This is a genomic window from Saccharothrix australiensis, from assembly GCF_003634935.1.
GTDB classification, from domain to species: Bacteria; Actinomycetota; Actinomycetes; order Mycobacteriales; family Pseudonocardiaceae; genus Actinosynnema; species Actinosynnema australiense.
This window is the reverse complement of the sequence record NZ_RBXO01000001.1, coordinates 7,008,928-7,028,630: the sequence shown is the minus strand read 5'-3', so window position 1 is coordinate 7,028,630 and position 19,703 is coordinate 7,008,928. Positions and strand designations below refer to the sequence as shown.

Sequence of the window (19,703 nt, the reverse complement as noted above, 5' to 3'; positions counted from 1 at the left end):
TTAACGAAGTGAGAGCAGGAACGACATGGCGGAGCTGACGATCTCGTCGGACGAGATCCGCAGTGCGATCGAGAAGTACGTCTCGACCTACTCCCCGGAAGTCAGCCGGGAAGAGGTCGGCGTCGTCGCGGAGACCTACGACGGCATCGCCATCGTCGAGGGTCTGCCCGGCACCATGACCAACGAGCTGCTGGAGTTCCCCGGCGGCGTGCTCGGCGTGGCCCTGAACCTGGAAGTGCGCGAGATCGGCGCGGTCATCCTCGGCGACTTCGACAAGATCGAAGAGGGCCAGGAGGTCAAGCGGACCGGCCAGGTGCTCTCCGTGCCCGTCGGCGACGGCTTCCTCGGCCGCGTGGTCAACCCCCTCGGCCAGCCGATCGACGGCCTCGGCGACATCGTCGCCGACGACAACCGCGCCCTGGAGCTCCAGGCCGCGTCGGTGCTCCAGCGCCAGCCGGTCGGCGAGCCCATGCAGACCGGCATCAAGGCCATCGACGCGATGACCCCGATCGGCCGCGGCCAGCGCCAGCTGATCATCGGTGACCGCAAGACCGGCAAGACCGCGGTTTGCATCGACACGATCATCAACCAGAAGAAGGCGTGGGAGTCGGGCGACCCCCAGCAGCAGGTGCGCTGCGTCTACGTGGCCGTCGGTCAGAAGGGCTCCACCATCGCGGGCGTCAAGGCCGCGCTGGAGGAGGCGGGCGCCCTGGAGTACACGACCATCGTCGCCGCGCCCGCGTCCGACTCGGCCGGCTTCAAGTGGCTCGCGCCCTACACCGGCTCGGCCATCGGCCAGCACTGGATGTACCAGGGCAAGCACGTCCTGATCATCTTCGACGACCTGACCAAGCAGGCCGAGGCGTACCGCGCGATCTCGCTGCTGCTGCGCCGCCCGCCGGGCCGCGAGGCGTACCCCGGTGACGTCTTCTACTTGCACTCGCGCCTGCTGGAGCGCTGCGCGAAGCTGTCCGACGACATGGGCGGCGGCTCGATGACCGGTCTCCCGATCATCGAGACCAAGGCCAACGACGTGTCGGCGTACATCCCGACCAACGTCATCTCGATCACCGACGGCCAGTGCTTCCTGGAGTCGGACCTGTTCAACGCCGGTGTCCGCCCGGCCGTCAACGTGGGCATCTCGGTGTCCCGCGTCGGCACCGCCGCGCAGACCAAGGCGATGAAGACGGTCTCCAGCTCCCTGCGCCTGGACCTGTCGCAGTTCCGCGAGCTGGAGGCGTTCTCCGCCTTCGCCTCGGACCTCGACGCCGCCTCGCGCGCCCAGCTGGACCGCGGCGCCCGGCTGGTCGAGCTGCTCAAGCAGGCCCAGTACTCGCCGGTGCCGATGGAGGAGCAGGTCGTCTCCATCTACCTCGGCACCAAGGGCCACTACGACTCGGTCCCGGTCGGCGACGTGCGCCGGTTCGAGGCGGAGTTCCTGGACCACGTGCGGCGCAGCCACGACGTGATCCTGTCCAGCATCCGCGAGTCCAAGACGTTGTCCGAGGACACCGAAAAGGGCATCGTGGACGCTGTCAACGCGTTCAAGCAGCAGTTCACCGCATCCAACGGCGCCGCGGTCGTGAACGAGGCGCCCGCCGACGCGATGGACGCCGACAAGGTCGGACACGAGTCGGTCAAGGTCAACCGACCCGCTCCGACCGAGAAGTGACGTAGGCATGCCGGCACAGATTCGAGAGCTGCGCCAACGGATCCGCACGGTCAACGCGACCAAGAAGATCACCAAGGCGTACGAGCTGATCGCCACCTCCCGCCTGGCCAAGGCGCAGGCCAGGGTCGAGGCGTCGAAGCCGTACGCCGAGGAGATCACCGGGGTGCTCTCCGCGCTGGCGAGCGCCTCGGCGAACCTCGACCACCCGCTGCTGACCGCGCGCGAGACGCCGAAGCGAGCCGGCGTGCTCGTCGTGACCAGCGACAAGGGCATGTGCGGCGGGTACAACGCCAACGTGCTCCGGGCGGCCGAGGAGCTGTTCGCGCTGCTGCGCTCGGAGGGCAAGGAACCCGTCCTCTACGTCATGGGCCGCCGGGGCGTGGGCTACTACCGCTTCCGCCGGCGGGAGATCGCGGCCGAGTGGACCGGGTTCTCCCAGCTGCCGCACTACGTCAACGCGGCGGAGGCGGGTGACGCGCTGGTGCCCGCCTTCGTGGAGGGCACCCAGAACGGCGGCCGTGGCGTGGACGAGCTGCACATCGTCTACACCGAGTTCAAGTCGATGCTCAGCCAGCAGCCGACGGCCAAGCGCATCGCGCCGATGGAGGTCGAGTTCGACCCCACGCCCGCGGCGAAGCTCCAGTCGGTGTACTCGTTCGAGCCGAACGCCGAGGCGCTGCTGGGCGCGCTGCTGCCCAAGTACGTCAAGACCCGGCTGTTCTCGGCACTGCTGGACGCGGCGGCGTCGGAGTCGGCGGCCCGGCGGACCGCGATGAAGGCGGCCACGGACAACGCCAACGAGCTGGTCCGCTCCCTCAGCCGTGCGGCGAACGCGGCCCGCCAGGCCCAGATCACCCAGGAGATCAGCGAGATCGTCGGTGGCGCCTCCGCGCTTACCGGTGGCGCAGGAAGTGATGAGTGACATGAGTGCTACTGCCACCACCACCCGCACCGGCCGTGTGGTCCGGGTGATCGGCGCCGTCGTCGACGTGGAGTTCCCGCGCGACGCGGTTCCGGAGCTGTTCAACGCCCTGCACGTGGAGATCACCTACGAAGCGGTGGCCAAGACGCTGACCCTGGAGGTCGCCCAGCACCTGGGTGACAACCTGGTCCGCACCATCTCGATGCAGCCGACCGACGGCCTGGTCCGCGGCGCGACCGTGACCGACACGGGCAACTCCATCCAGGTGCCCGTCGGCGACGTCGTCAAGGGCCACGTGTTCAACGCGCTCGGCGACTGCCTCGACGCGCCCGGCCTCGGCCGGGACGGCGAGCAGTGGGGCATCCACCGCAAGGCGCCGTCGTTCGACCAGCTCGAGGGCAAGACCGAGGTCCTGGAAACGGGCATCAAGGTCATCGACCTGCTGACCCCGTACGTCAAGGGCGGCAAGATCGGCCTGTTCGGCGGCGCGGGCGTGGGCAAGACGGTGCTCATCCAGGAGATGATCACCCGTATCGCCCGCGAGTTCTCCGGCACGTCGGTGTTCGCCGGCGTCGGCGAGCGCACCCGTGAGGGCACCGACCTCCTCCTGGAGATGGAGGAGATGGGCGTGCTCGGCGACACCGCGCTCGTCTTCGGCCAGATGGACGAGCCGCCGGGTACCCGCATGCGCGTCGCGCTGTCCGCGCTGACGATGGCGGAGTACTTCCGCGACGTCCAGAACCAGGACGTGCTGCTGTTCATCGACAACATCTTCCGGTTCACCCAGGCCGGCTCCGAGGTGTCGACCCTGCTGGGCCGCATGCCGTCGGCCGTGGGCTACCAGCCGACGCTGGCCGACGAGATGGGCGAGTTGCAGGAGCGCATCACCTCGACGCGCGGTAAGTCGATCACCTCGCTGCAGGCCATCTACGTGCCCGCGGACGACTACACCGACCCCGCGCCGGCGACCACGTTCGCCCACCTGGACGCGACGACGGAGCTCTCCCGTCCGATCTCCCAGAAGGGCATCTACCCGGCCGTCGACCCGCTGTCGTCGTCGTCCCGGATCCTGGAGCCGTCGATCGTCGGCGAGGAGCACTACCGGGTCGCGCAGGAGGTGAAGCGGATCCTGCAGAAGTACAAGGAGCTGCAGGACATCATCGCCATCCTCGGCATGGACGAGCTGTCCGAGGAGGACAAGGTCCTCGTCGGCCGCGCCCGTCGCCTGGAGCGCTTCCTCGGCCAGAACTTCATCGTGGCCGAGAAGTTCACCGGTCAGCCCGGCTCCTTCGTGCCCATCAAGGACACGATCGAGGCGTTCGACCGCGTCTGCAAGGGCGAGTTCGACCACTACCCGGAGCAGGCGTTCTTCAGCTGCGGCGGGCTCGACGACGTCGAGGCCAACGCGAAGAAGCTGGCCGGCAAGTAAGTCCCGGCTCGCTGTGACGAGGCCCGTCCGACCTGGTGTCGGGCGGGCCTCGTGCGTGCTCGGCGGTGTGGCCCTGTGGGTGGCGGTGGGGTCGGCCCCGTCAGGGCGTCCGCCAGCCCAGGGAGCGGGAGATGGCCCGCCCGCAGGCCCGCACGGCGGGCAGGACGGTGTCGGTGCGCGTCTCGACCGGCACGACCACGGACACGGCGGCCACCACCTCCCCGTTCGGGCCGCGCACCGGGGCCGCGACGGAGTGGGTGATCGGCTCCAACTGCCGGTCGGAGATGGCGTAGCCGTCGCGCCGCACGGCCGCCAGCGCCGTCCGGAGGGCCTGGGGCGTCGTGATGGTGTGCTCCGTGAACCGCTTCAGCGGTGAGGCCAGCGCGCGTTCCTGGACGTCGTGCGGCGCGTGCGCCAGCAGCACCAGGCCCACGCCGGTGGCGTGCAGCGGCATCCGGGAGCCCATCCTGGTCAGGACGTTGACCGCGTCCTTGGCCGAGATCCGTTCCACGTAGACGACTTCGAGGTCGTCGCGGATGGCCAGCTGCACGTTGTGGCGGATCACCTCGAAGAGGTCCTCCAGGTAGGGCAGCGCCCGTTCCCGGAGGCCCAGCGCGCCGGGGGAGAGCGCGCCCAGCTCCCACAGCCGCAGGCCGATCGTGAACCGGCCCTCCTCGTCGCGGGCCAGGGCGCGCCACGCGACCAGTTCCCGCACGAGGCGGTGCGTCGTGCTCAGCGGCAGCCCCGAGTGCCTGCTCAGCTCGGACAGCGTGGCCGACGGGCGTTCGGCGGTGAAGACGGCGAGCAGGGCGAACGCTCTGCCGAGCAGGGACTTCGGCGCCGGCACGGTCCCACCCTTCCACTCGCCGGGAAGCGTACTCGGGGAGGGCGGGTGACGCTGCTCACGTCGCGCGGGAGGTCCATTGCGGACCGCTTGGTGCTCGGGGCGGTGGCCACGATCGGTGGGGGTGGCGGTGCTGCGGCAGCGGGGGGTTGGCCTGGATGGGGCGGCTGTGGTCCACTTCCGGGTGTGCCGAGCTGCGGGATTCTCGGTCACCCCGGTGGGTGCGGTCGTCGTGACCACCGTTGGAGCGTCCTCCGGGCGGGTGGTGCCGGGGGCGGCCCGCGCCTGAGGGTGGCTGGGGCGGCGCGGGCTTCGGGCGACCGTTTAGACTGCACACGACTCCAGCGCCAGACAAGGGAGATGCGCGTGGCCGAGATGACCGTCCAGCTGGTCGCCGTGGAACGCCGCCTGTGGTCCGGGAAGGCCACCTCGGTGGTCGCGCAGACGACCGAGGGCGAGATCGGCATCCTGCCCGGCCACGAGCCCGTGCTGGGGCAGCTGGTGGAGGGTGGCGTGGTCCGGATCAGGACCGTGGAGAACGACCTCGTGACCGCGGCCGTCCACGGCGGATTCCTGTCCGTCACCGGGGAGGGCGTCAGCGTCCTCGCGGAGGACGCCGAGCTGGCCCACGAGATCGACGTGGAGGAGGCCCGGTCCGCCTTGACCGACTCCGACGACGTCGCACGGGCACGGGCGATCGCACGGCTCCGCGCCGCGGGCCACTCGGCCTGACGCGGACGAGCGGACAAGCGCCGTGGGGATCGCCGAAGTCGTCGGGGTGGTCCTGTTCGTCGCGGTGGTGGTCCTCGCGTACGTGGCGTGGCGCCGCATCCGCCTGTTGAGGGCGGGCGGGGTGCACGTGGCCCTGCGGACGAGGCTCGACGTCAGCGGTCGGGGGTGGCACCTCGGCGTCGGGCACTACCGGGGTGACTCGTTCGTGTGGTCGCGGGTGCTGAGCCTGCGCGCCGGCCCGGACCGGCTGATCCACCGCGACGGGTTCGAGATCGACGACCGGCGTGAGCCCACGGCCTCCGAGGCTTATGCGATGCCGCACGGCGCGGTGGTGCTGCGGTGTCGCGGTGCCTCGGGTGAGACGGTGGAGATCGCAATGGGCCCGGACGCGTTGACCGGCTTCTTGTCGTGGCTGGAGTCGGCGCCTCCGGGCCGTTCCATTCCCTGGGCGTCTTGACCCCCGCTTGTGCTGGTTGCGGGGTAGTGGTGGAAGGGCTTCAAGGGCTTTGAAGAGCGGCGCTCGCCGCTGGGCAGGCCGCCGGGGGCCCGGTCCGCGCCGGCGCGGACCGGGTGCGGGTGAGTCGCGCTCGGCGCGGGGGCTGGGCGAGGTCAGGCGTTGCCGCCCGGCCGCCAGAGGACGTCGCCGTCCGGGTTGGCCACGCGGGCCAGGATGAAGAGCAGGTCGGACAGGCGGTTCAGGTACTTGGCGGGCAGGGTGCTCGTGTGGTCCGGGTCGGCTTCCACCAGTGCCCACGTGCTGCGTTCCGCCCGGCGGGTGATGGTGCGGGCCTGGTGGAGCAGGGCCGCGCCCGGCGTGCCGCCGTTGAGGATGAACGACTCCAGCTTGCCCAGGCGGGCGTTGTGCTCGTCGCACCACGCCTCCAGGCGGTCGATGTAGGGCTGGCCCACGCGCAGCGGCGGGTGCTTCGGGTCCTCGGTGACGGGCGTGCAGAGGTCCGCCCCGACGTCGAAGAGGTCGTTCTGGACCTTCCGGACCACGTCCGCCACGGCCGGTTCCAGTCGGCCGAGGGCCAGCGCGACGCCCAGGGCGGCGTTGGTCTCGTCCACGTCCGCGTACGCCGTGATGCGCGGGTCGGTCTTGGGCACCCGGCTGAAGTCGCCGAGGCCGGTGGTGCCGTCGTCGCCCACTCGGGTGTAGATCTTGGTGAGGTGAACCGCCATGTCGAGCACTGTAAGGGGCTCCGGGCACTGGCTTGATTCAGAGCGTCCGTACGATTGCCCCCCAGAACCGACTTGAGGAGTTCCCTTGGTGAGCGAGCACTTCCGGGTCCAGGGCGGTGCGCGGCTGGTCGGCGAGGTCGAGGTCGTCGGTGCCAAGAACAGCGTGCTGAAGCTGATGGCGGCGGCGCTGCTGGCGGAGGGCACGACCACCATCACCAACTGCCCGGAGATCCTGGACGTGCCCCTGATGGCGGACGTCCTGCGCAGCCTCGGCTGCACCGTGACGCTGGACGGCGACGTCGCCACGATCACGACGCCGGCCGAGCTGAACCACCGGGCCGACTCGGAGGCGATGGGCAAGCTGCGTGCGTCGGTGTGCGTGCTCGGGCCGCTGGTCGGCCGGTGCAAGCGGGCCGTGGTGGCGCTGCCCGGTGGCGACGCGATCGGCTCCCGGCCGCTGGACATGCACCAGAACGGGCTGCGCAAGCTCGGCGCGCACAGCGAGATCGAGCACGGGTGCGTGGTCGCCGAGGCCGAGGGCCTGCACGGCGCGCAGATCTGGCTGGACTTCCCGAGCGTGGGCGCGACCGAGAACATCCTGATGGCCGCCGTGCTGGCCAAGGGGACGACGGTCATCGACAACGCGGCCCGCGAGCCGGAGATCGTCGACATCTGCGTGATGCTCCAGGAGATGGGCGCGCGGATCGAGGGCGCGGGCACGTCGACGCTGACCGTGCACGGCGTGGAGTCGCTGTCGCCCACCGAGCACCGGGTCATCGGCGACCGGATCGTCGGCGCCACGTGGGCGTTCGCCGCCGTGATGACGCGCGGCGACATCACCGTGCGCGGGGTGAACCCCCACCACCTGGACCTGGTGCTTGAGAAGCTCCGGATGGCGGGCGCGGAGGTCACCACGTTCGACGACGACGGCTTCCGGGTGGTGCAGGACGGCCGCCCGCGGTCGGTGGACTTCGTGACGCTGCCCTACCCGGGCTTCGCGACCGACCTCCAGCCGTTCGCGATCGCCCTGTCGAGCGTGTCCGAGGGCACGTCGATGATCACCGAGAACCTGTTCGAGGCGCGGTTCCGGTTCATCGAGGAGATGGTGCGGCTCGGCGCGGACGCCCGGACCGACGGCCACCACGCCGTCGTGCGGGGTGTGGAGCGGCTGTCCAGCGCGCCGGTGTGGGCGTCCGACATCCGCGCCGGCGCCGGGCTGGTGCTGGCGGGGCTGTGCGCGGTGGGTGCGACCGAGGTCTACGAGATCTTCCACATCGAGCGCGGGTACCCGGGGTTCGTGGAGAACCTGCGCAAGCTCGGCGCGACGGTCGACCGCATCTCCGGCTGAGCCGGTATCGGCGGCTGAGGCCCGGCTCGCCCGTTGAGGCCGGCGTCGGTGTCGTGTTCGGTCGCGTGGTCCCTCCGGGACGGCCGGCCTGTGCGTCAAGCGGCCTGTGTGGTCGGGCTGCTGTCCGGTCTTGAGCGGTGCGGATGGGTGGCGGGCCGGCCCAGCGTTCGGGTCGGCCGGGCCGGTCGGCGTTCGGGTCGGGTCAGCCGGCTGCCTCGCGCGCGGCGCGCTCCAGGCGGGCGCGGTAGGCAGCCCACCAGGGCTCGTCGCCCTCCGCGAGGTTGTCGGCGTCGGCGCGCAGGCCGGCGGACCCGTCGACCAGCTCGCGGACCACGTCGGCGTGGCCCGCGTGCCGGTTGGTCTCCGCGATCAGGTGGATCAGCACCCGGTGCAGGGTGACCCGGCGGCGCTCCTCCGGCCACCACGGCACGCTGCCCGCGCTGTCCAGGTCGAGCGCCTCGATCGTGGCGTCCGAGTGCGCCCACGCCCGCCGGTAGGTGCCGGTGATGAACTCGCGGGACTCCTCGGCGGTGGCCCACATGTCCTCGTTCGGCTCGGCGTCCACCGACATCCACGGCTGCGGATCGGGGAACGGCCGGTCGAACGTCACGCCGAAGTACCCCGCCTCGACGCTCGCCAGGTGCTTGACCAGCCCCAGGAGGTTCGTGCCGGTCGGGGTCAGGGGTCGGCGCGCGTCGTACTCCGCGAGGCCCTCCAGCTTCCACAGCACGGCGTCGCGCGCCAGCTGGAGGTAGCGGTGGAGTTCCGACTTCGCGCTCGGTCCGGTCATGGGCACAGCATCGCAGCGGGGTACGACAATCAGCGGAGCAGGAGCTTGGCGTTGGCCACGTCGGCGGGGAACACCAGCAGGCGGTGGACCTGCCCGCGGCGCGCGACGGTCGTCCGGATGCCCGCCTGGCGCAGGCGTCGGGCGAGCACGTCGGCCGCCTCGGGGGTCGGCACCGCGGCCACCTCGGTGAGCAGGCCGAAGTCGTCGCCCGTGTGGTCGGGCACGGCGCGCCGGTCGTTGCCGAACGCCCAGCGCAGCAGGAGGGCGAGGGTCGCCAGGACCACCACCAGGAGCAGGGTCTGGAGGAGAGCGGTCACGCGACCATGCTCCTCCGGCACCGATTCAGTGGGCAACGCCACTCGGGCCGTCGTGTTACCCGTCAGTACGCTACGGGGATCCGACGTCGGAGGAGGTTGCCGTGCCGTACCCGGCCGACCGCGAGCGCGACCGCCCGTGGGTGATGCGCACGTACGCGGGGCACTCCAGCGCCGCCGCGTCGAACGCCCTCTACCGCCGCAACCTGGACAAGGGGCAGACCGGCCTGTCCGTGGCGTTCGACCTGCCGACGCAGACCGGGTACGACCCGGACGACGAGCTGGCCAGGGGCGAGGTGGGCAAGGTCGGGGTGCCGATCAGCCACCTCGGCGACATGCGGCGGTTGTTCGACGGCATCCCGCTGGGCGGCGCGAACACGTCCATGACGATCAACGCGACGGCCATGTGGCTGTTCGCGCTCTACGTCAGCGTCGCCGAGGAGCAGGGCACGGACCGCGCGGCCCTGGCCGGCACGACGCAGAACGACATCATCAAGGAGTACCTGTCGCGCGGCACGTACGTGTTCCCGCCCGGCCCGAGCCTGCGGCTGATCACCGACATGGTCGCGTGGACCGTGGTGAACGCGCCCAAGTGGAACCCGATCAACATCTGCTCGTACCACCTCCAGGAGGTCGGCGCGACGCCCGCGCAGGAGATCGCGTACTCGCTGTCGACCGCGATCGCCGTGCTGGACTCGGTGTTCGACTCGGGCCAGGTGCCCGAGGAGCGGCGCGGCGAGGTGGTCGCGCGCATCTCGTTCTTCGTGAACGCCGGTGTGCGGTTCGTCGAGGAGATGTGCAAGATGCGGGCCTTCGTCCGGCTGTGGGACGAGATCACCCGCGAGCGCTACGGCATCGAGGACCCGAGGCACCGCCGCTTCCGGTACGGCGTGCAGGTCAACTCGCTCGGCCTGACCGAGGCGCAGCCGGAGAACAACGTCCAGCGGATCGTGCTGGAGATGCTGGCGGTCTCGCTGTCCCGCGACGCCCGCGCCCGCGCGATCCAGCTGCCCGCGTGGAACGAGGCGCTCGGCCTGCCGCGCCCGTGGGACCAGCAGTGGGCGCTGCGGATGCAGCAGGTGCTCGCCTACGAGACGGACCTGCTGGAGTACGAGGACCTCTTCGAGGGCTCGCGGGTGGTCGAGGCGAAGGTCGAGGAGATCGCGGCCGCCGCGCGGGCCGAGCTGGACCGCGTGCGGGCGATGGGCGGCGCGGTGGCGGCGGTCGAGTCCGGCTACATGAAGTCGGCGCTGGTGGCGTCGCTGGCCGAGCGGCGGCGGCGCGTGGAGTCCGGTGAGGACGTCGTCGTGGGCGTGAACCGGTTCGCCACCACCGAGCCGTCGCCGTTGCAGGCCGAGGGCGCGAACGCGATCGAGACCGTCGATCCGGGCGTGGAGCGGCACGCGGTGGAGGCGGTCCGCGAGTGGCGCGCCGGGCGGGACGACGCCCTGGTGCGGTCCACCCTGGACGAGCTGCGCTCGGCGGCGGCCGGCGACCGGAACCTGGTCGAGCCCAGCATCGCGTGCGCGCGGGCGGGCGTCACGACCGGTGAGTGGGCCGCGGCGCTGCGCGAGGCGTTCGGCGAGTACCGCGCGCCCACGGGCGTCTCGGCCGCGTCCGCGTCCGGTGAGGCGGGCGAGGAGGTCGCGCGGGTGCGCGAGCGGGTCCGGGCGACGGGTGAGGAGCTGGGCGAGCGGTTGCGGATGCTGGTCGGCAAACCCGGCTTGGACGGGCACTCGAACGGGGCGGAGCAGGTCGCCGTCCGGGCGCGCGACGTCGGGTTCGAGGTCGTGTACCAGGGCATCCGGCTGACGCCGGCGCAGATCGTCGCGGCGGCCGTGCAGGAGGACGTGCACGTGGTCGGCCTGTCCGTGCTGTCCGGCTCGCACCTGGAGGTCGTGCCCGCGGTGGTCGACGGGCTGCGCGCGGCGGGCGCGGGGGACGTGCCGGTGGTCGTCGGGGGCATCGTGCCGCCCGACGACGCCGACAAGCTCCGCGAGCGCGGCATCGCGCGGGTGTTCACGCCCAAGGACTACGAGCTGACCCGGATCATGGACGAGATCGTGACCGTGGTGCGGGAGGCCAACGGCCTGTGACGCCCTGGGCCCGGCGCGCGGTCGGGTAGCGCTGGTCGGGCAGCGTGGGTCGGGCAGCGTGGGTCGGGCGGCACGAGTTCTGGCGCGTGGGTTCGGCGGAGGCGGGCGTGAGGTCGTGCTGGGCCTCGGCGGTGAACCGGTCCCCCTGAGGGGGTGCGGCGTGCGCGCGGTGGGCGTTTGCGCCGCCGACTACGGTCGGCACATGGCCGAGTACCAGCACATCCGCGTCGAACGGGCGGACGACGTCGTCCGCGTCACGATGGACCGGGCCCGGAAGCGCAACTCGCTGTCCGCCGACCACCTCGCCGAACTGCTGGCGGCGTTCCGCTCGATCGCCGCCACCGACGCCGCGGGGGTGGTCCTGGCGGGTGAGGGCCCGGTGTTCTCCGCCGGCCACGACTTCGCGGACGTGGCCGCGCGCGACCTGGAGGGCGTGCGGGACCTGCTCACCCTCTGCACGGACCTGATGCGCACCGTCGAGTCCGTGCCGCAGGTGGTGATCGCGCGGGTGCACGGGCTGGCCACGGCCGCGGGCTGCCAGCTGGTCGCCTCCTGCGACCTGGCGGTGGCGTCCGAGGACGCCGGTTTCGCGCTGCCCGGCGGCAAGGGCGGCTGGTTCTGCCACACCCCGGCGGTGCCGGTGGCGCGGGCCGTGGGTCGCAAGCGGCTGATGGAGCTGGCGCTGACCGGCGACGTGATCGACGCGCGCACCGCCGAGCGGTGGGGCCTGGTGAACCGGGTGGTGCCCGCCGACGAGCTGGACGCGGCCGTGGACGACCTGATGCGCCGCGCCACGCGGGGCAGCCGGGCCAGCAAGGCGCTGGGCAAGCAGACCCTGTACGCCCAGCTCGACCGGCCGGAGGCGGACGCGTACGCGATCGCCGTCGAGGTGATGGCCGCCGCGTCCCAGACGCCCGCCGCCAAGGAGGGCATGTCGTCGTTCCTGGAGAAGCGGTCGGCGACCTGGACCGATTAGCGCCGGCGGCCCGGACCGGTCAGCCGGCGCGGCGCTCCTCGGGTGTGCCGAGCCGCTTGAAGAACACCGTGGTCGGGTGCAGCGCGCCGCGCGGGTCGGTCGCGTAGTCCGGGATCACGCCGACCTCCGTCCACCCCGCCGACCGGTACAGCGCCTCGGCGGGCGAGCCGGTCCGCGTGTCCAGCGTCAGCAGGGTCGCGCCCCGGCCGGCCGCGCCCCGCTCGGCGGCGGCCAGGAGCCGCCTGCCCAGGCCGGCGCCGCGCGCCCGGCGCAGCACCAGCAGCTTGGCGACCTCGGCGCGGTGCGTCCCGTTGAGGGTGGAGGTGAACCGGACCTGGACGGTGCCGACGATCCGCCCCTCCGCGCGGGCCACCCACACCGCCAGCACGCCGTTCGCGACGGCCGCCGCCTGCGCCCGCCACCACGACACCGCGTGCGGGCGCGGCAGCGGCGACAGGAAGCCGACCGACGCGCCGCCCTCGACCGCGTCGGCCAGCACGTCGGCCAGCTCCTCGGCCCCGGCCAGCACGTCGGTGGACAGCAGCTCCGCGACGGCGGTCACGGCTGCGCGTTCTCGTGCAGCAGGAGCAGGGTGTACGCGGCGATCGACTGGGCGTCGGTGATGTCGCCGCGCGCGACCATCGCCTCGAACTCCGCGCGCGGGAACCACGCCGAGCGCATGTCCTGCTCCTCGTGCTCCCGCTCGTGGAAGCCCTCGACGAGCTGCGTCGCCAGGAACACCCGGCCGCGCTGGCTGGACATGCCGGCCGCGACGTCCAGCAGGCCCAGCTCCACCAGCCTGCCCGCGCGGAGCCCGGTCTCCTCGCGCAGCTCCCGCTCGGCCAGCGCGATCGGCTCCTCGGTGGCCCGCTCCGGCGCGGTGCCCTGGGGGAACTCCCAGCGCCGCATCCCGAGCGGGTACCGGAACTGCTCGACCAGCCGCAGCCGCTCCCCGTCCAGCGGGATGATCAGCGCGTAGTCCGGCTTGTCCACCACGCCGTAGATCCCGGTCGTGCCGTCCGCCCGCCGGACCGGGTCCTCCCGGACCGTCATCCAGGGGTTCGCGTACACCTCACGCGATCCAAGGGTCTCCACGTTCACTCTCCCCGTGCCAACTCCGAGTGCCGACGTCCGTACGCGAAGTACACCACCAAGCCCACCACGGACCAGATGCCGAACGCCAACCACGTGGCCGGCGCGAGCCCGGCCACCAGCAGCGCGCACATGCCGAGCCCGAGCAGCGGCACCACCGGCACCCACGGCGTCCGGAACCCGCGCGGCAGGTCCGGCCGGGTGCGGCGCAGCACGATCACCCCGATGTTGACCAGCCCGAACGCGACCAGCGTCCCGATGCTGGTGGCCTCGGCGAGCTGGCCGAGCGGCACCAGGGCGGCCAGCACCGCGACGACCACGCCCACGATCAGGGTGTTGGCCGTGGGCACCCGCCTCGGCCCGACGCGGGAGAACACCTTCGGCACCAGCCCGTCGCGGGACATGGCGACCAGCACGCGCGTCTGTCCGTACAGGACGGTCAGGACCACGGAGGCGATCGCGATCACCGCGCCCGCCGAGAGCACCGTCGCCGGCCAGCTCGCGTCGGTGAGCCGCTGGAGCACGGTCGCGAGCGAGGCGTCCGAGCCCTCCAGCACGTCCACCCCGACCGCGCCGACGGCGGTGAGCGCGACCAGCACGTACACGACGGTCACGATGGCCAGCGAGAGCACGATGGCGCGCGGCATGTCCCGCTGCGGGTTCTTCGCCTCCTCGCCCGCCGTGGACGCCGCGTCGAACCCGATGAACGAGAAGAACACCAGCGACGCGGCACCGGTGATGCCCGCCACCCCGGCGGGCGCGAACGGCGCGAGGTTCGCCGACCGGAAGCCGAACACCGCCACCACGACGAAGAACAGCAGCACCAGGACCTTGAGGACGGTCGTCACGGTCGTGACCGCGGCGCTCTCCCGCACGCCGCCCACCAGCACGGCGGTGGCGAGCAGCACCACGACCGCCGCCGGCAGGTTGACCACGTCGCCGGACAGCGCCGCGGGCAGCTGCACGCCCAGCGTCGCGTCGAGGAAGGCGTTGAGGTAGCCGCTCCACCCGACCGCGACGGCGGCCACCGACACGCCGTACTCCAGCAGCAGGCACCACCCGCAGACCCAGGCGACCAGCTCGCCGAGCGTCGCGTAGGCGTAGGAGTAGGCCGAGCCGGACACCGGCACCGCGCCCGCCAGCTCGGCGTAGGACAGCGCGGAGAACAGGGCGGCCAGCGCGGCGACCGCGAACGACACCGCGACGGCCGGCCCGGCGACCGGCGCGGCCTGCCCGAGCACCACGAAGATGCCCGTGCCGAGCGTCGCGCCGACGGACAGGGCGATCAGCGGCACCAGGCCGAGCGTGCGGCGCAGCGACGTGTGCGCGCTCTCGTCGGCGATGCGGTCGACCGGCTTGGTGCGGAGGAGTGACACGGCGCCCGACGGTACCTGCCGGTCGTCCGGGTCCGGCACCCCGTAGCCTGTCGGCCGTGCGCCTAGTGATCGCTCGCTGCCAGGTCGACTACGTCGGACGCCTCACCGCCCACCTGCCGATGGCCCAGCGCCTGCTGCTGATCAAGGCCGACGGCTCGGTGTCCGTGCACAGCGACGACCGGGCGTACAAGCCGCTGAACTGGATGAGCCCGCCGTGCTGGCTCATCGAGGAACCGGACCTGTGGGTCGTGCAGAACAAGGCGGGCGAGAAGCTGATCATCACCCTGGCCGAGGTGCTGCACGACTCCAAGCACGAGCTGGGCCCGGAGCCCGGCCTGGTGAAGGACGGCGTGGAGGCCGACCTCCAGAAGCTGCTCGCGGAGCACGTGACGACGCTGGGCGAGGGCTGGACGCTGGTCCGGCGCGAGTTCCCGACCGCGATCGGGCCGGTCGACCTGATGTGCCGCGACGCGGCGGGCGGGTCGGTGGCGGTGGAGATCAAGCGCCGGGGCGAGATCGACGGCGTGGAACAGCTGACCCGCTACCTGGAACTGCTCAACCGCGACCCGCTGCTGGCCCCGGTGCGGGGCGTGTTCGCGGCGCAGCAGATCAAGCCGCAGGCGCGGACGTTGGCGGAGGACCGGGGCATCCGCTGCGTGGTCCTCGACTACGACGCCCTGCGCGGCATCGAACCCGACGAGTTCCGCCTGTTCTGAGGCGTGTGGCCCTTCCCTGACGTGCCCAGAGCCTGAGGGGCTGTTCCCTGCTCAGGACGGCTTGTCACTTCCGGCTGGGCTCCCGCGGCGCGGAGGGCGCTCTGCGGCGGTCCGAGATCAGCACGGAGGACGAGGACGTGCGGCGGCTGCACCTCGTGTGGTCGGCCGAAGCGCCGGCCACGGCGGGCGGCCGGTTCGACCGCTGAATTCCCCTTGCCGCGCCCATATCCGAAAAGTGCTCGGCAATGCCCGGTCGCGCGATCCGCCGTTCGGCCGCGTGGCAGGCGCGATCCGGCGATATACGCTGACTGCCCGGCAAAGGAGGGCGTCGTGCGCGGACGAAGACCCGGCCTGTCGGCCGTCCTGGTCCTGGTGCCGCTCGCCGTGCTCGCCGGCTGCGCGCAGCGGACCGCGCTCGTGCCGAAGCCGGACGTCCCGGTGCGGGTCGGGGCGAGTTCGGCCGCCGTCGCGCCCACCGCCCAGCTGGTCGCCCGGCCCAACGCCGGTCGCGCCGGTGACGAGGTCCGGCTCAGCGGCGAGGGGTACCCCGCCGGCGCGCGGGTCGTCTTCACCCTCCACGGCCGGCGGGTCGGTGACGCCACGACGGACGCCGCCGGGCGGTTCGCCGGTGCGCCGGTGGTGGTGCCGGATTCGTTCCGCGACGCCGAGCCCGGCGCGCAATTCGTGTTCGGCGCGACCTCCGGCCCGTTCTACGCCGAGACGCCGTTCGTGCTCACCCGCTAGCCCCGACCGCTCCACCCCTCGGCCCGCGCTCACCCGTTAGTCGGAAAACGCCAGGGAACCGCCCGTCCGGCGGACGAGGTCGACACCCGTCGCCAACCGTGCGGGCCGGCGCGCTCGCGCGAGTTCGCGGTCCGGTCGAAGTCGAGGACTGAACACCCCTCGACGTGGGTAGTTCAGCCCAGCGAAGTCCCCCCGGTTGCACTACGGTCGGCGTGATCGGGTGTGCGCTAGTGTCCGGTGTTGTTGGACCTTGTTTGAACAAGGAGGTGGGCGACGGTGCCCGTGCTCGCCGAGGGGCAGGCGGATCTCCGGCTGGACGCCGGGCCGCTCGACTACGCGCTGCTCGCGATCTACTTCGCGTTCGTCCTGGGCATCGGCTTCCTGGCGCGGCGCTCGGTGTCGTCCAGCCTGGACTTCCTGCTCTCCGGCCGCTCGCTGCCCGCCTGGGTCACCGGCCTCGCGTTCATCTCCGCCAACCTCGGCGCGATCGAACTGCTGGGCATGGCCGCCAACGGCGCGCAGTACGGCATGGCGACCGTGCACTACTACTGGATCGGCGCGATCCCGGCGATGGTCTTCCTCGGCCTGGTGATGATGCCGTTCTACTACGGCTCCAAGGTCCGCAGCGTCCCCGAGTTCCTGCGCCGCCGGTTCGGCAAGGGCGCGCACCTGGTCAACGCCGTCAGCTTCGCCGTCGCGCAGGTGCTGATCGCGGGCGTCAACCTCTACGCGCTGGCGTTCCTGCTCAACCTCATGCTCGGCTGGCCGATCCCGCTGTCGGTGGTGATCGCGGCGTTCGTCGTCCTCACCTACACCACGCTCGGCGGCCTGTCCGCGGCCATCTACAACGAGGTGCTCCAGTTCTTCGTGATCGTCGCGGCGCTGCTGCCGCTGACCCTCGTCGGCCTGCACCGGGTCGGCGGCTGGGACGGCCTGGTCGACCGGGTGACGGCCGGGCCCGGCGGCGCGGAGCAGCTGTCCGCGTGGCCGGCGACCGAGCTGACCGGCATCCAGAACCCGGTGCTCAGCGTGCTCGGCATCGTGTTCGGCCTGGGCTTCGTGCTGTCGTTCGGCTACTGGACGACCAACTTCGCCGAGGTGCAGCGCGCGCTGTCGGCCAAGAGCATGTCGGCCGCCCGCCGCACGCCGATCATCGGCGCGTACCCGAAGGCGCTGATCCCGTTCGTGGTCATCATCCCCGGCATCATCGCGGCGCTGGTGGTGCCCGAGCTGAGCGCGCTGAAGGCGGGCGACGACAGCTCCGGCATCGTCTACAACAACGCGCTGCCCGCGCTGATCGGCGAGCTGCTGCCGAACGGGATGCTCGGCATCGCCATCACGGGCCTGCTGGCCTCGTTCATGGCGGGCGTCGCGGCGAACGTGTCCTCGTTCAACACGGTCTTCACCTACGACCTGTGGCAGGACTACGTGCGCAAGGACCGCCCGGACGAGTACTACCTGCGGATCGGCCGGCTGGCCACGATCGGCGGCACGCTGGTCGCCATCGGCACGGCGTTCCTCGCCGCCGGCTACGGCAACATCATGGACTACATCCAGGCGCTGTTCTCGTTCTTCAACGCGCCGCTGTTCGCGACGTTCATCCTGGCGATGTTCTGGAAGCGGATGTCGGCCGCGGCCGGCTGGATCGGCCTGGTCTCGGGCACGCTCGCGGCGGTGCTGGTGTTCGTGCTCGCCGAGACCGGCGTCGTGGACCTGCCCGGCCAGGGCGCGAGCTTCGTCGGCGCGGGCGTGGCGTTCGCGGTGGACATCCTGGTGAGCGTGGCGGTCACGTCGGTCACCCGGCCGGTGCCGGAGGAGCGGCTGGTGGGGCTGGTCTACAGCCTGACGCCCAAGGAGAGCCGCCGGCACTCCGCCACGGGTGAGGACGCCGGCTGGTACCGCTCGCCGGTGGTGCTCGGCGTCGGCGTGCTCGTGCTGACCATCGTGCTCAACATCGTCTTCGGCTGAGGGAGGTCGTCGTGGCGCACAAGGCCGGTCTGTTCGACCTGAGGCTCGTGATCGCCGTCCTGTTCGGCGTCTACGGGGTGATCCTGGCGGTGGTCGGGCTCGGCTTCACTGACGAGGCCGACCTGGCCAAGTCCGACGGGCTCAACATCAACCTGTGGGCCGGCGTCGGGATGGTGGTGCTGGCGGCGGTGTTCGCCACGTGGACGTTCCTGCGCCCGATCGTGGTGCCGGACGAGGACGCCGCCGACCGCGCCTAGCGGCGCGCGTGGAGGGGGTTGAAGGCTTCGACGGTCCAGGTGTCGAGCCAGCGGACAGCGCGGCGAATGCGGTCGCGCACTCGTGCTCCTTTCGATAGGGGTACACCGGGTACAGCGCGTCGATCTACTGAATCGTTCCCGTATCGCTTGGTGAGGCCCGACACAGGGATCTCTCCACGAATGGCGGATTCGATCGCTACCGTGCTCACGTGCCCCGCCTCGTCGCTGTCCTGTGCGCGCTCCTCGTCGTCTCCGGTTGTGCCGGCGCCGACCTCGCCAAGCACAAGCCGTACCCGCGCAGCACCATCCAGGCGAACGCGGAGAAGGTCACCGAGACCACCGGCGCGACGCCGACCGACACCCCGAGCGGTCAGCCGGTCGACCCGGCCTTCGCACCGGACAAGCTCCGGCTGACCGACCCGTGCAAGCTGCTCGACCGCGAGGTCCTGGCGCAGTTCGGCAAGCCCGGCGAGGTCTCGCCCACCGGGTTCAGCCGGTGCTCCAACTACATGGCGGACAAGAACGGCAAGGACCTCGCGGTCAGCGTCGAGATCGGCCAGACGATGGCCACCGAGCTGAAGAAGGCGGACAAGCAGCTCGCCGGCCTCAAGAGCTACGAGCAGACGCTGGACTCCAGCGCCTGCTTCGTCTCGGTGATCACGCAGGAGCGGCCACCGCTGGGCCTGACCGTCCAGATCGGCTACCAGGACGGCGACGCGTGCGGCCCCGGCCGCAAGGTGGCCGAGTCCGTGGTGGGGCTGCTCAAGGCCAGGGCGGGCGCGCAGTCGCCGCCGAAGGACTCGCTGGTCCGGCTGGACCCGTGCGCGCTGGTGGACCAGTCCGCCGTGGCCGCGGCCGTCGGACCCGCGAGCCGGATGTTCCCGTACGGGCTGCACACCTGCTCGTGGGTGGCCGACGCCAAGGAAGTCTCCCTCGACCTGCGGTCGACCTTCGTCCCGCCGGACCGCCGGTTCGACGCCAAGCAGACCGAAGTGGACCTCGGCGGCGGGGTCACCGGCTACCAGCTCGCGAACACCGGCGCGTACCCGTCGTGCACGGTGCAGTGGGTGCAGCGGATGAACACCGGCGAGGAGGGCGAGCTGGTGGCGGTCAAGTCGGCGGGTCAGAAGAAGGCGGAGTTCGACCGGTGCGCGACGGCCGTGGCGTTCGCCAAGGCCGTGCTGCCCAAGATCCCGAAGGGCTGACGGGGCTGACATCGCCGGTGTCGGCCGTTACTGTCGAGTA

The 19,703-nt window shown here is 71.8% G+C and carries 20 protein-coding genes; 13 read left to right on the top strand and 7 right to left on the bottom strand.

Features of this window, described 5'->3' with window-relative positions:
* The first annotated feature begins 25 nt into the window (after positions 1-25).
* From atpA to atpD, 3 genes are read left to right on the top strand one after another with little or no spacing between them, the layout of a single operon-like run.
* On the top strand, positions 26-1,672 hold the full coding sequence (gene atpA, locus C8E97_RS29870; RefSeq protein ID WP_121008862.1) for a F0F1 ATP synthase subunit alpha: 1,647 nt from the start codon (positions 26-28) through the stop codon (positions 1,670-1,672).
* A 7-nt stretch (positions 1,673-1,679) separates the two neighbouring features.
* On the top strand, positions 1,680-2,594 hold the full coding sequence (locus tag C8E97_RS29865) for a F0F1 ATP synthase subunit gamma (protein WP_121008861.1): 915 nt from the start codon (positions 1,680-1,682) through the stop codon (positions 2,592-2,594).
* Positions 2,587-4,023: a F0F1 ATP synthase subunit beta gene (atpD, locus tag C8E97_RS29860; protein WP_211347155.1), complete on the top strand. Its 1,437-nt coding sequence runs from the start codon at positions 2,587-2,589 to the stop codon at positions 4,021-4,023. Before C8E97_RS29865 ends, atpD begins: the two co-directional genes overlap by 8 nt.
* 100 nt (positions 4,024-4,123) lie before the next feature.
* Here the strand turns inward: atpD and C8E97_RS29855 are convergent, their stop codons facing one another.
* Positions 4,124-4,870 carry an IclR family transcriptional regulator gene (locus C8E97_RS29855; protein WP_121008857.1) on the bottom strand — a complete coding sequence of 249 codons (747 nt, stop codon included), beginning with the start codon at positions 4,868-4,870 and terminating at the stop codon, positions 4,124-4,126.
* 363 nt (positions 4,871-5,233) lie between these two features.
* Between C8E97_RS29855 and C8E97_RS29850 the strand changes: the two genes are divergently transcribed.
* Together C8E97_RS29850 and C8E97_RS29845 are read left to right on the top strand one after the other, a co-directional pair.
* Positions 5,234-5,599 carry a F0F1 ATP synthase subunit epsilon gene (locus C8E97_RS29850; RefSeq protein ID WP_121012718.1) on the top strand — a complete coding sequence of 122 codons (366 nt, stop codon included), beginning with the start codon at positions 5,234-5,236 and terminating at the stop codon, positions 5,597-5,599.
* A 22-nt stretch (positions 5,600-5,621) separates the two neighbouring features.
* Entirely contained in the window at positions 5,622-6,056 is a 435-nt protein-coding gene (locus C8E97_RS29845) for a DUF2550 domain-containing protein (RefSeq protein WP_121008855.1), read from the top strand.
* Between the two features lie 152 nt (positions 6,057-6,208).
* On the opposite strand, the gene C8E97_RS29840 is transcribed toward C8E97_RS29845, so the two are convergent.
* Complete coding sequence (locus C8E97_RS29840; RefSeq protein ID WP_121012715.1) at positions 6,209-6,781, bottom strand: cob(I)yrinic acid a,c-diamide adenosyltransferase; 573 nt, start codon at positions 6,779-6,781, stop codon at positions 6,209-6,211.
* Positions 6,782-6,869: 88 nt separating this feature from the next.
* Between C8E97_RS29840 and murA the strand changes: the two genes are divergently transcribed.
* Positions 6,870-8,129: a UDP-N-acetylglucosamine 1-carboxyvinyltransferase gene (gene murA / locus C8E97_RS29835; RefSeq protein WP_121008853.1), complete on the top strand. Its 1,260-nt coding sequence runs from the start codon at positions 6,870-6,872 to the stop codon at positions 8,127-8,129.
* A 202-nt stretch (positions 8,130-8,331) separates the two neighbouring features.
* Here murA and C8E97_RS29830 read toward each other — a convergent pair whose 3' ends face one another.
* Together C8E97_RS29830 and C8E97_RS29825 are read right to left on the bottom strand one after the other, a co-directional pair.
* The gene (locus tag C8E97_RS29830) at positions 8,332-8,919 is read right to left on the bottom strand and encodes a DinB family protein (protein ID WP_121008851.1); all 588 of its coding nucleotides are present in this window, start codon (positions 8,917-8,919) and stop codon (positions 8,332-8,334) included.
* A 29-nt stretch (positions 8,920-8,948) separates the two neighbouring features.
* Positions 8,949-9,236 carry a hypothetical protein gene (locus tag C8E97_RS29825; protein ID WP_121008849.1) on the bottom strand — a complete coding sequence of 96 codons (288 nt, stop codon included), beginning with the start codon at positions 9,234-9,236 and terminating at the stop codon, positions 8,949-8,951.
* 101 nt (positions 9,237-9,337) lie between these two features.
* On the opposite strand from C8E97_RS29825, the gene C8E97_RS29820 reads away from it, so the two are divergent.
* Both C8E97_RS29820 and C8E97_RS29815 read left to right on the top strand, forming a co-directional pair.
* Positions 9,338-11,329 carry a methylmalonyl-CoA mutase family protein gene (locus tag C8E97_RS29820; RefSeq protein ID WP_121008847.1) on the top strand — a complete coding sequence of 664 codons (1,992 nt, stop codon included), beginning with the start codon at positions 9,338-9,340 and terminating at the stop codon, positions 11,327-11,329.
* Between the two features lie 202 nt (positions 11,330-11,531).
* The gene (locus C8E97_RS29815; protein WP_121012712.1) at positions 11,532-12,305 is read left to right on the top strand and encodes an enoyl-CoA hydratase-related protein; all 774 of its coding nucleotides are present in this window, start codon (positions 11,532-11,534) and stop codon (positions 12,303-12,305) included.
* Positions 12,306-12,324: 19 nt separating this feature from the next.
* Here C8E97_RS29815 and C8E97_RS29810 read toward each other — a convergent pair whose 3' ends face one another.
* The 3 genes from C8E97_RS29810 to C8E97_RS29800 are packed head-to-tail and all read right to left on the bottom strand — an operon-like array spanning position 12,325 to position 14,773.
* Positions 12,325-12,867, bottom strand: coding sequence for a GNAT family N-acetyltransferase (locus C8E97_RS29810; protein ID WP_121008845.1), 543 nt, complete (start codon positions 12,865-12,867; stop codon positions 12,325-12,327).
* Positions 12,864-13,400: an NUDIX domain-containing protein gene (locus tag C8E97_RS29805; protein WP_121012709.1), complete on the bottom strand. Its 537-nt coding sequence runs from the start codon at positions 13,398-13,400 to the stop codon at positions 12,864-12,866. Before C8E97_RS29805 ends, C8E97_RS29810 begins: the two co-directional genes overlap by 4 nt.
* A gap of 2 nt (positions 13,401-13,402) precedes the next feature.
* A complete protein-coding gene (locus C8E97_RS29800) occupies positions 13,403-14,773 on the bottom strand; it encodes an amino acid permease (RefSeq protein WP_246019264.1) in 1,371 nt (456 codons plus the stop codon).
* Between the two features lie 56 nt (positions 14,774-14,829).
* Between C8E97_RS29800 and nucS the strand changes: the two genes are divergently transcribed.
* The 5 genes from nucS to C8E97_RS29775 all read left to right on the top strand — a co-directional run bounded on the left by nucS (position 14,830) and on the right by C8E97_RS29775 (position 19,663).
* A complete protein-coding gene (gene nucS / locus C8E97_RS29795) occupies positions 14,830-15,489 on the top strand; it encodes an endonuclease NucS (protein WP_121008841.1) in 660 nt (219 codons plus the stop codon).
* 330 nt (positions 15,490-15,819) lie between these two features.
* Positions 15,820-16,233, top strand: coding sequence for a hypothetical protein (locus C8E97_RS29790; protein WP_121008839.1), 414 nt, complete (start codon positions 15,820-15,822; stop codon positions 16,231-16,233).
* 276 nt (positions 16,234-16,509) lie between these two features.
* The gene (locus tag C8E97_RS29785) at positions 16,510-18,201 is read left to right on the top strand and encodes a sodium:solute symporter family protein (protein ID WP_121008837.1); all 1,692 of its coding nucleotides are present in this window, start codon (positions 16,510-16,512) and stop codon (positions 18,199-18,201) included.
* An 11-nt stretch (positions 18,202-18,212) separates the two neighbouring features.
* Positions 18,213-18,458, top strand: coding sequence for a hypothetical protein (locus C8E97_RS29780; RefSeq protein ID WP_121008835.1), 246 nt, complete (start codon positions 18,213-18,215; stop codon positions 18,456-18,458).
* A gap of 209 nt (positions 18,459-18,667) precedes the next feature.
* Positions 18,668-19,663, top strand: coding sequence for a DUF3558 domain-containing protein (locus tag C8E97_RS29775; RefSeq protein ID WP_121008833.1), 996 nt, complete (start codon positions 18,668-18,670; stop codon positions 19,661-19,663).
* Positions 19,664-19,703 lie beyond the last annotated feature (40 nt).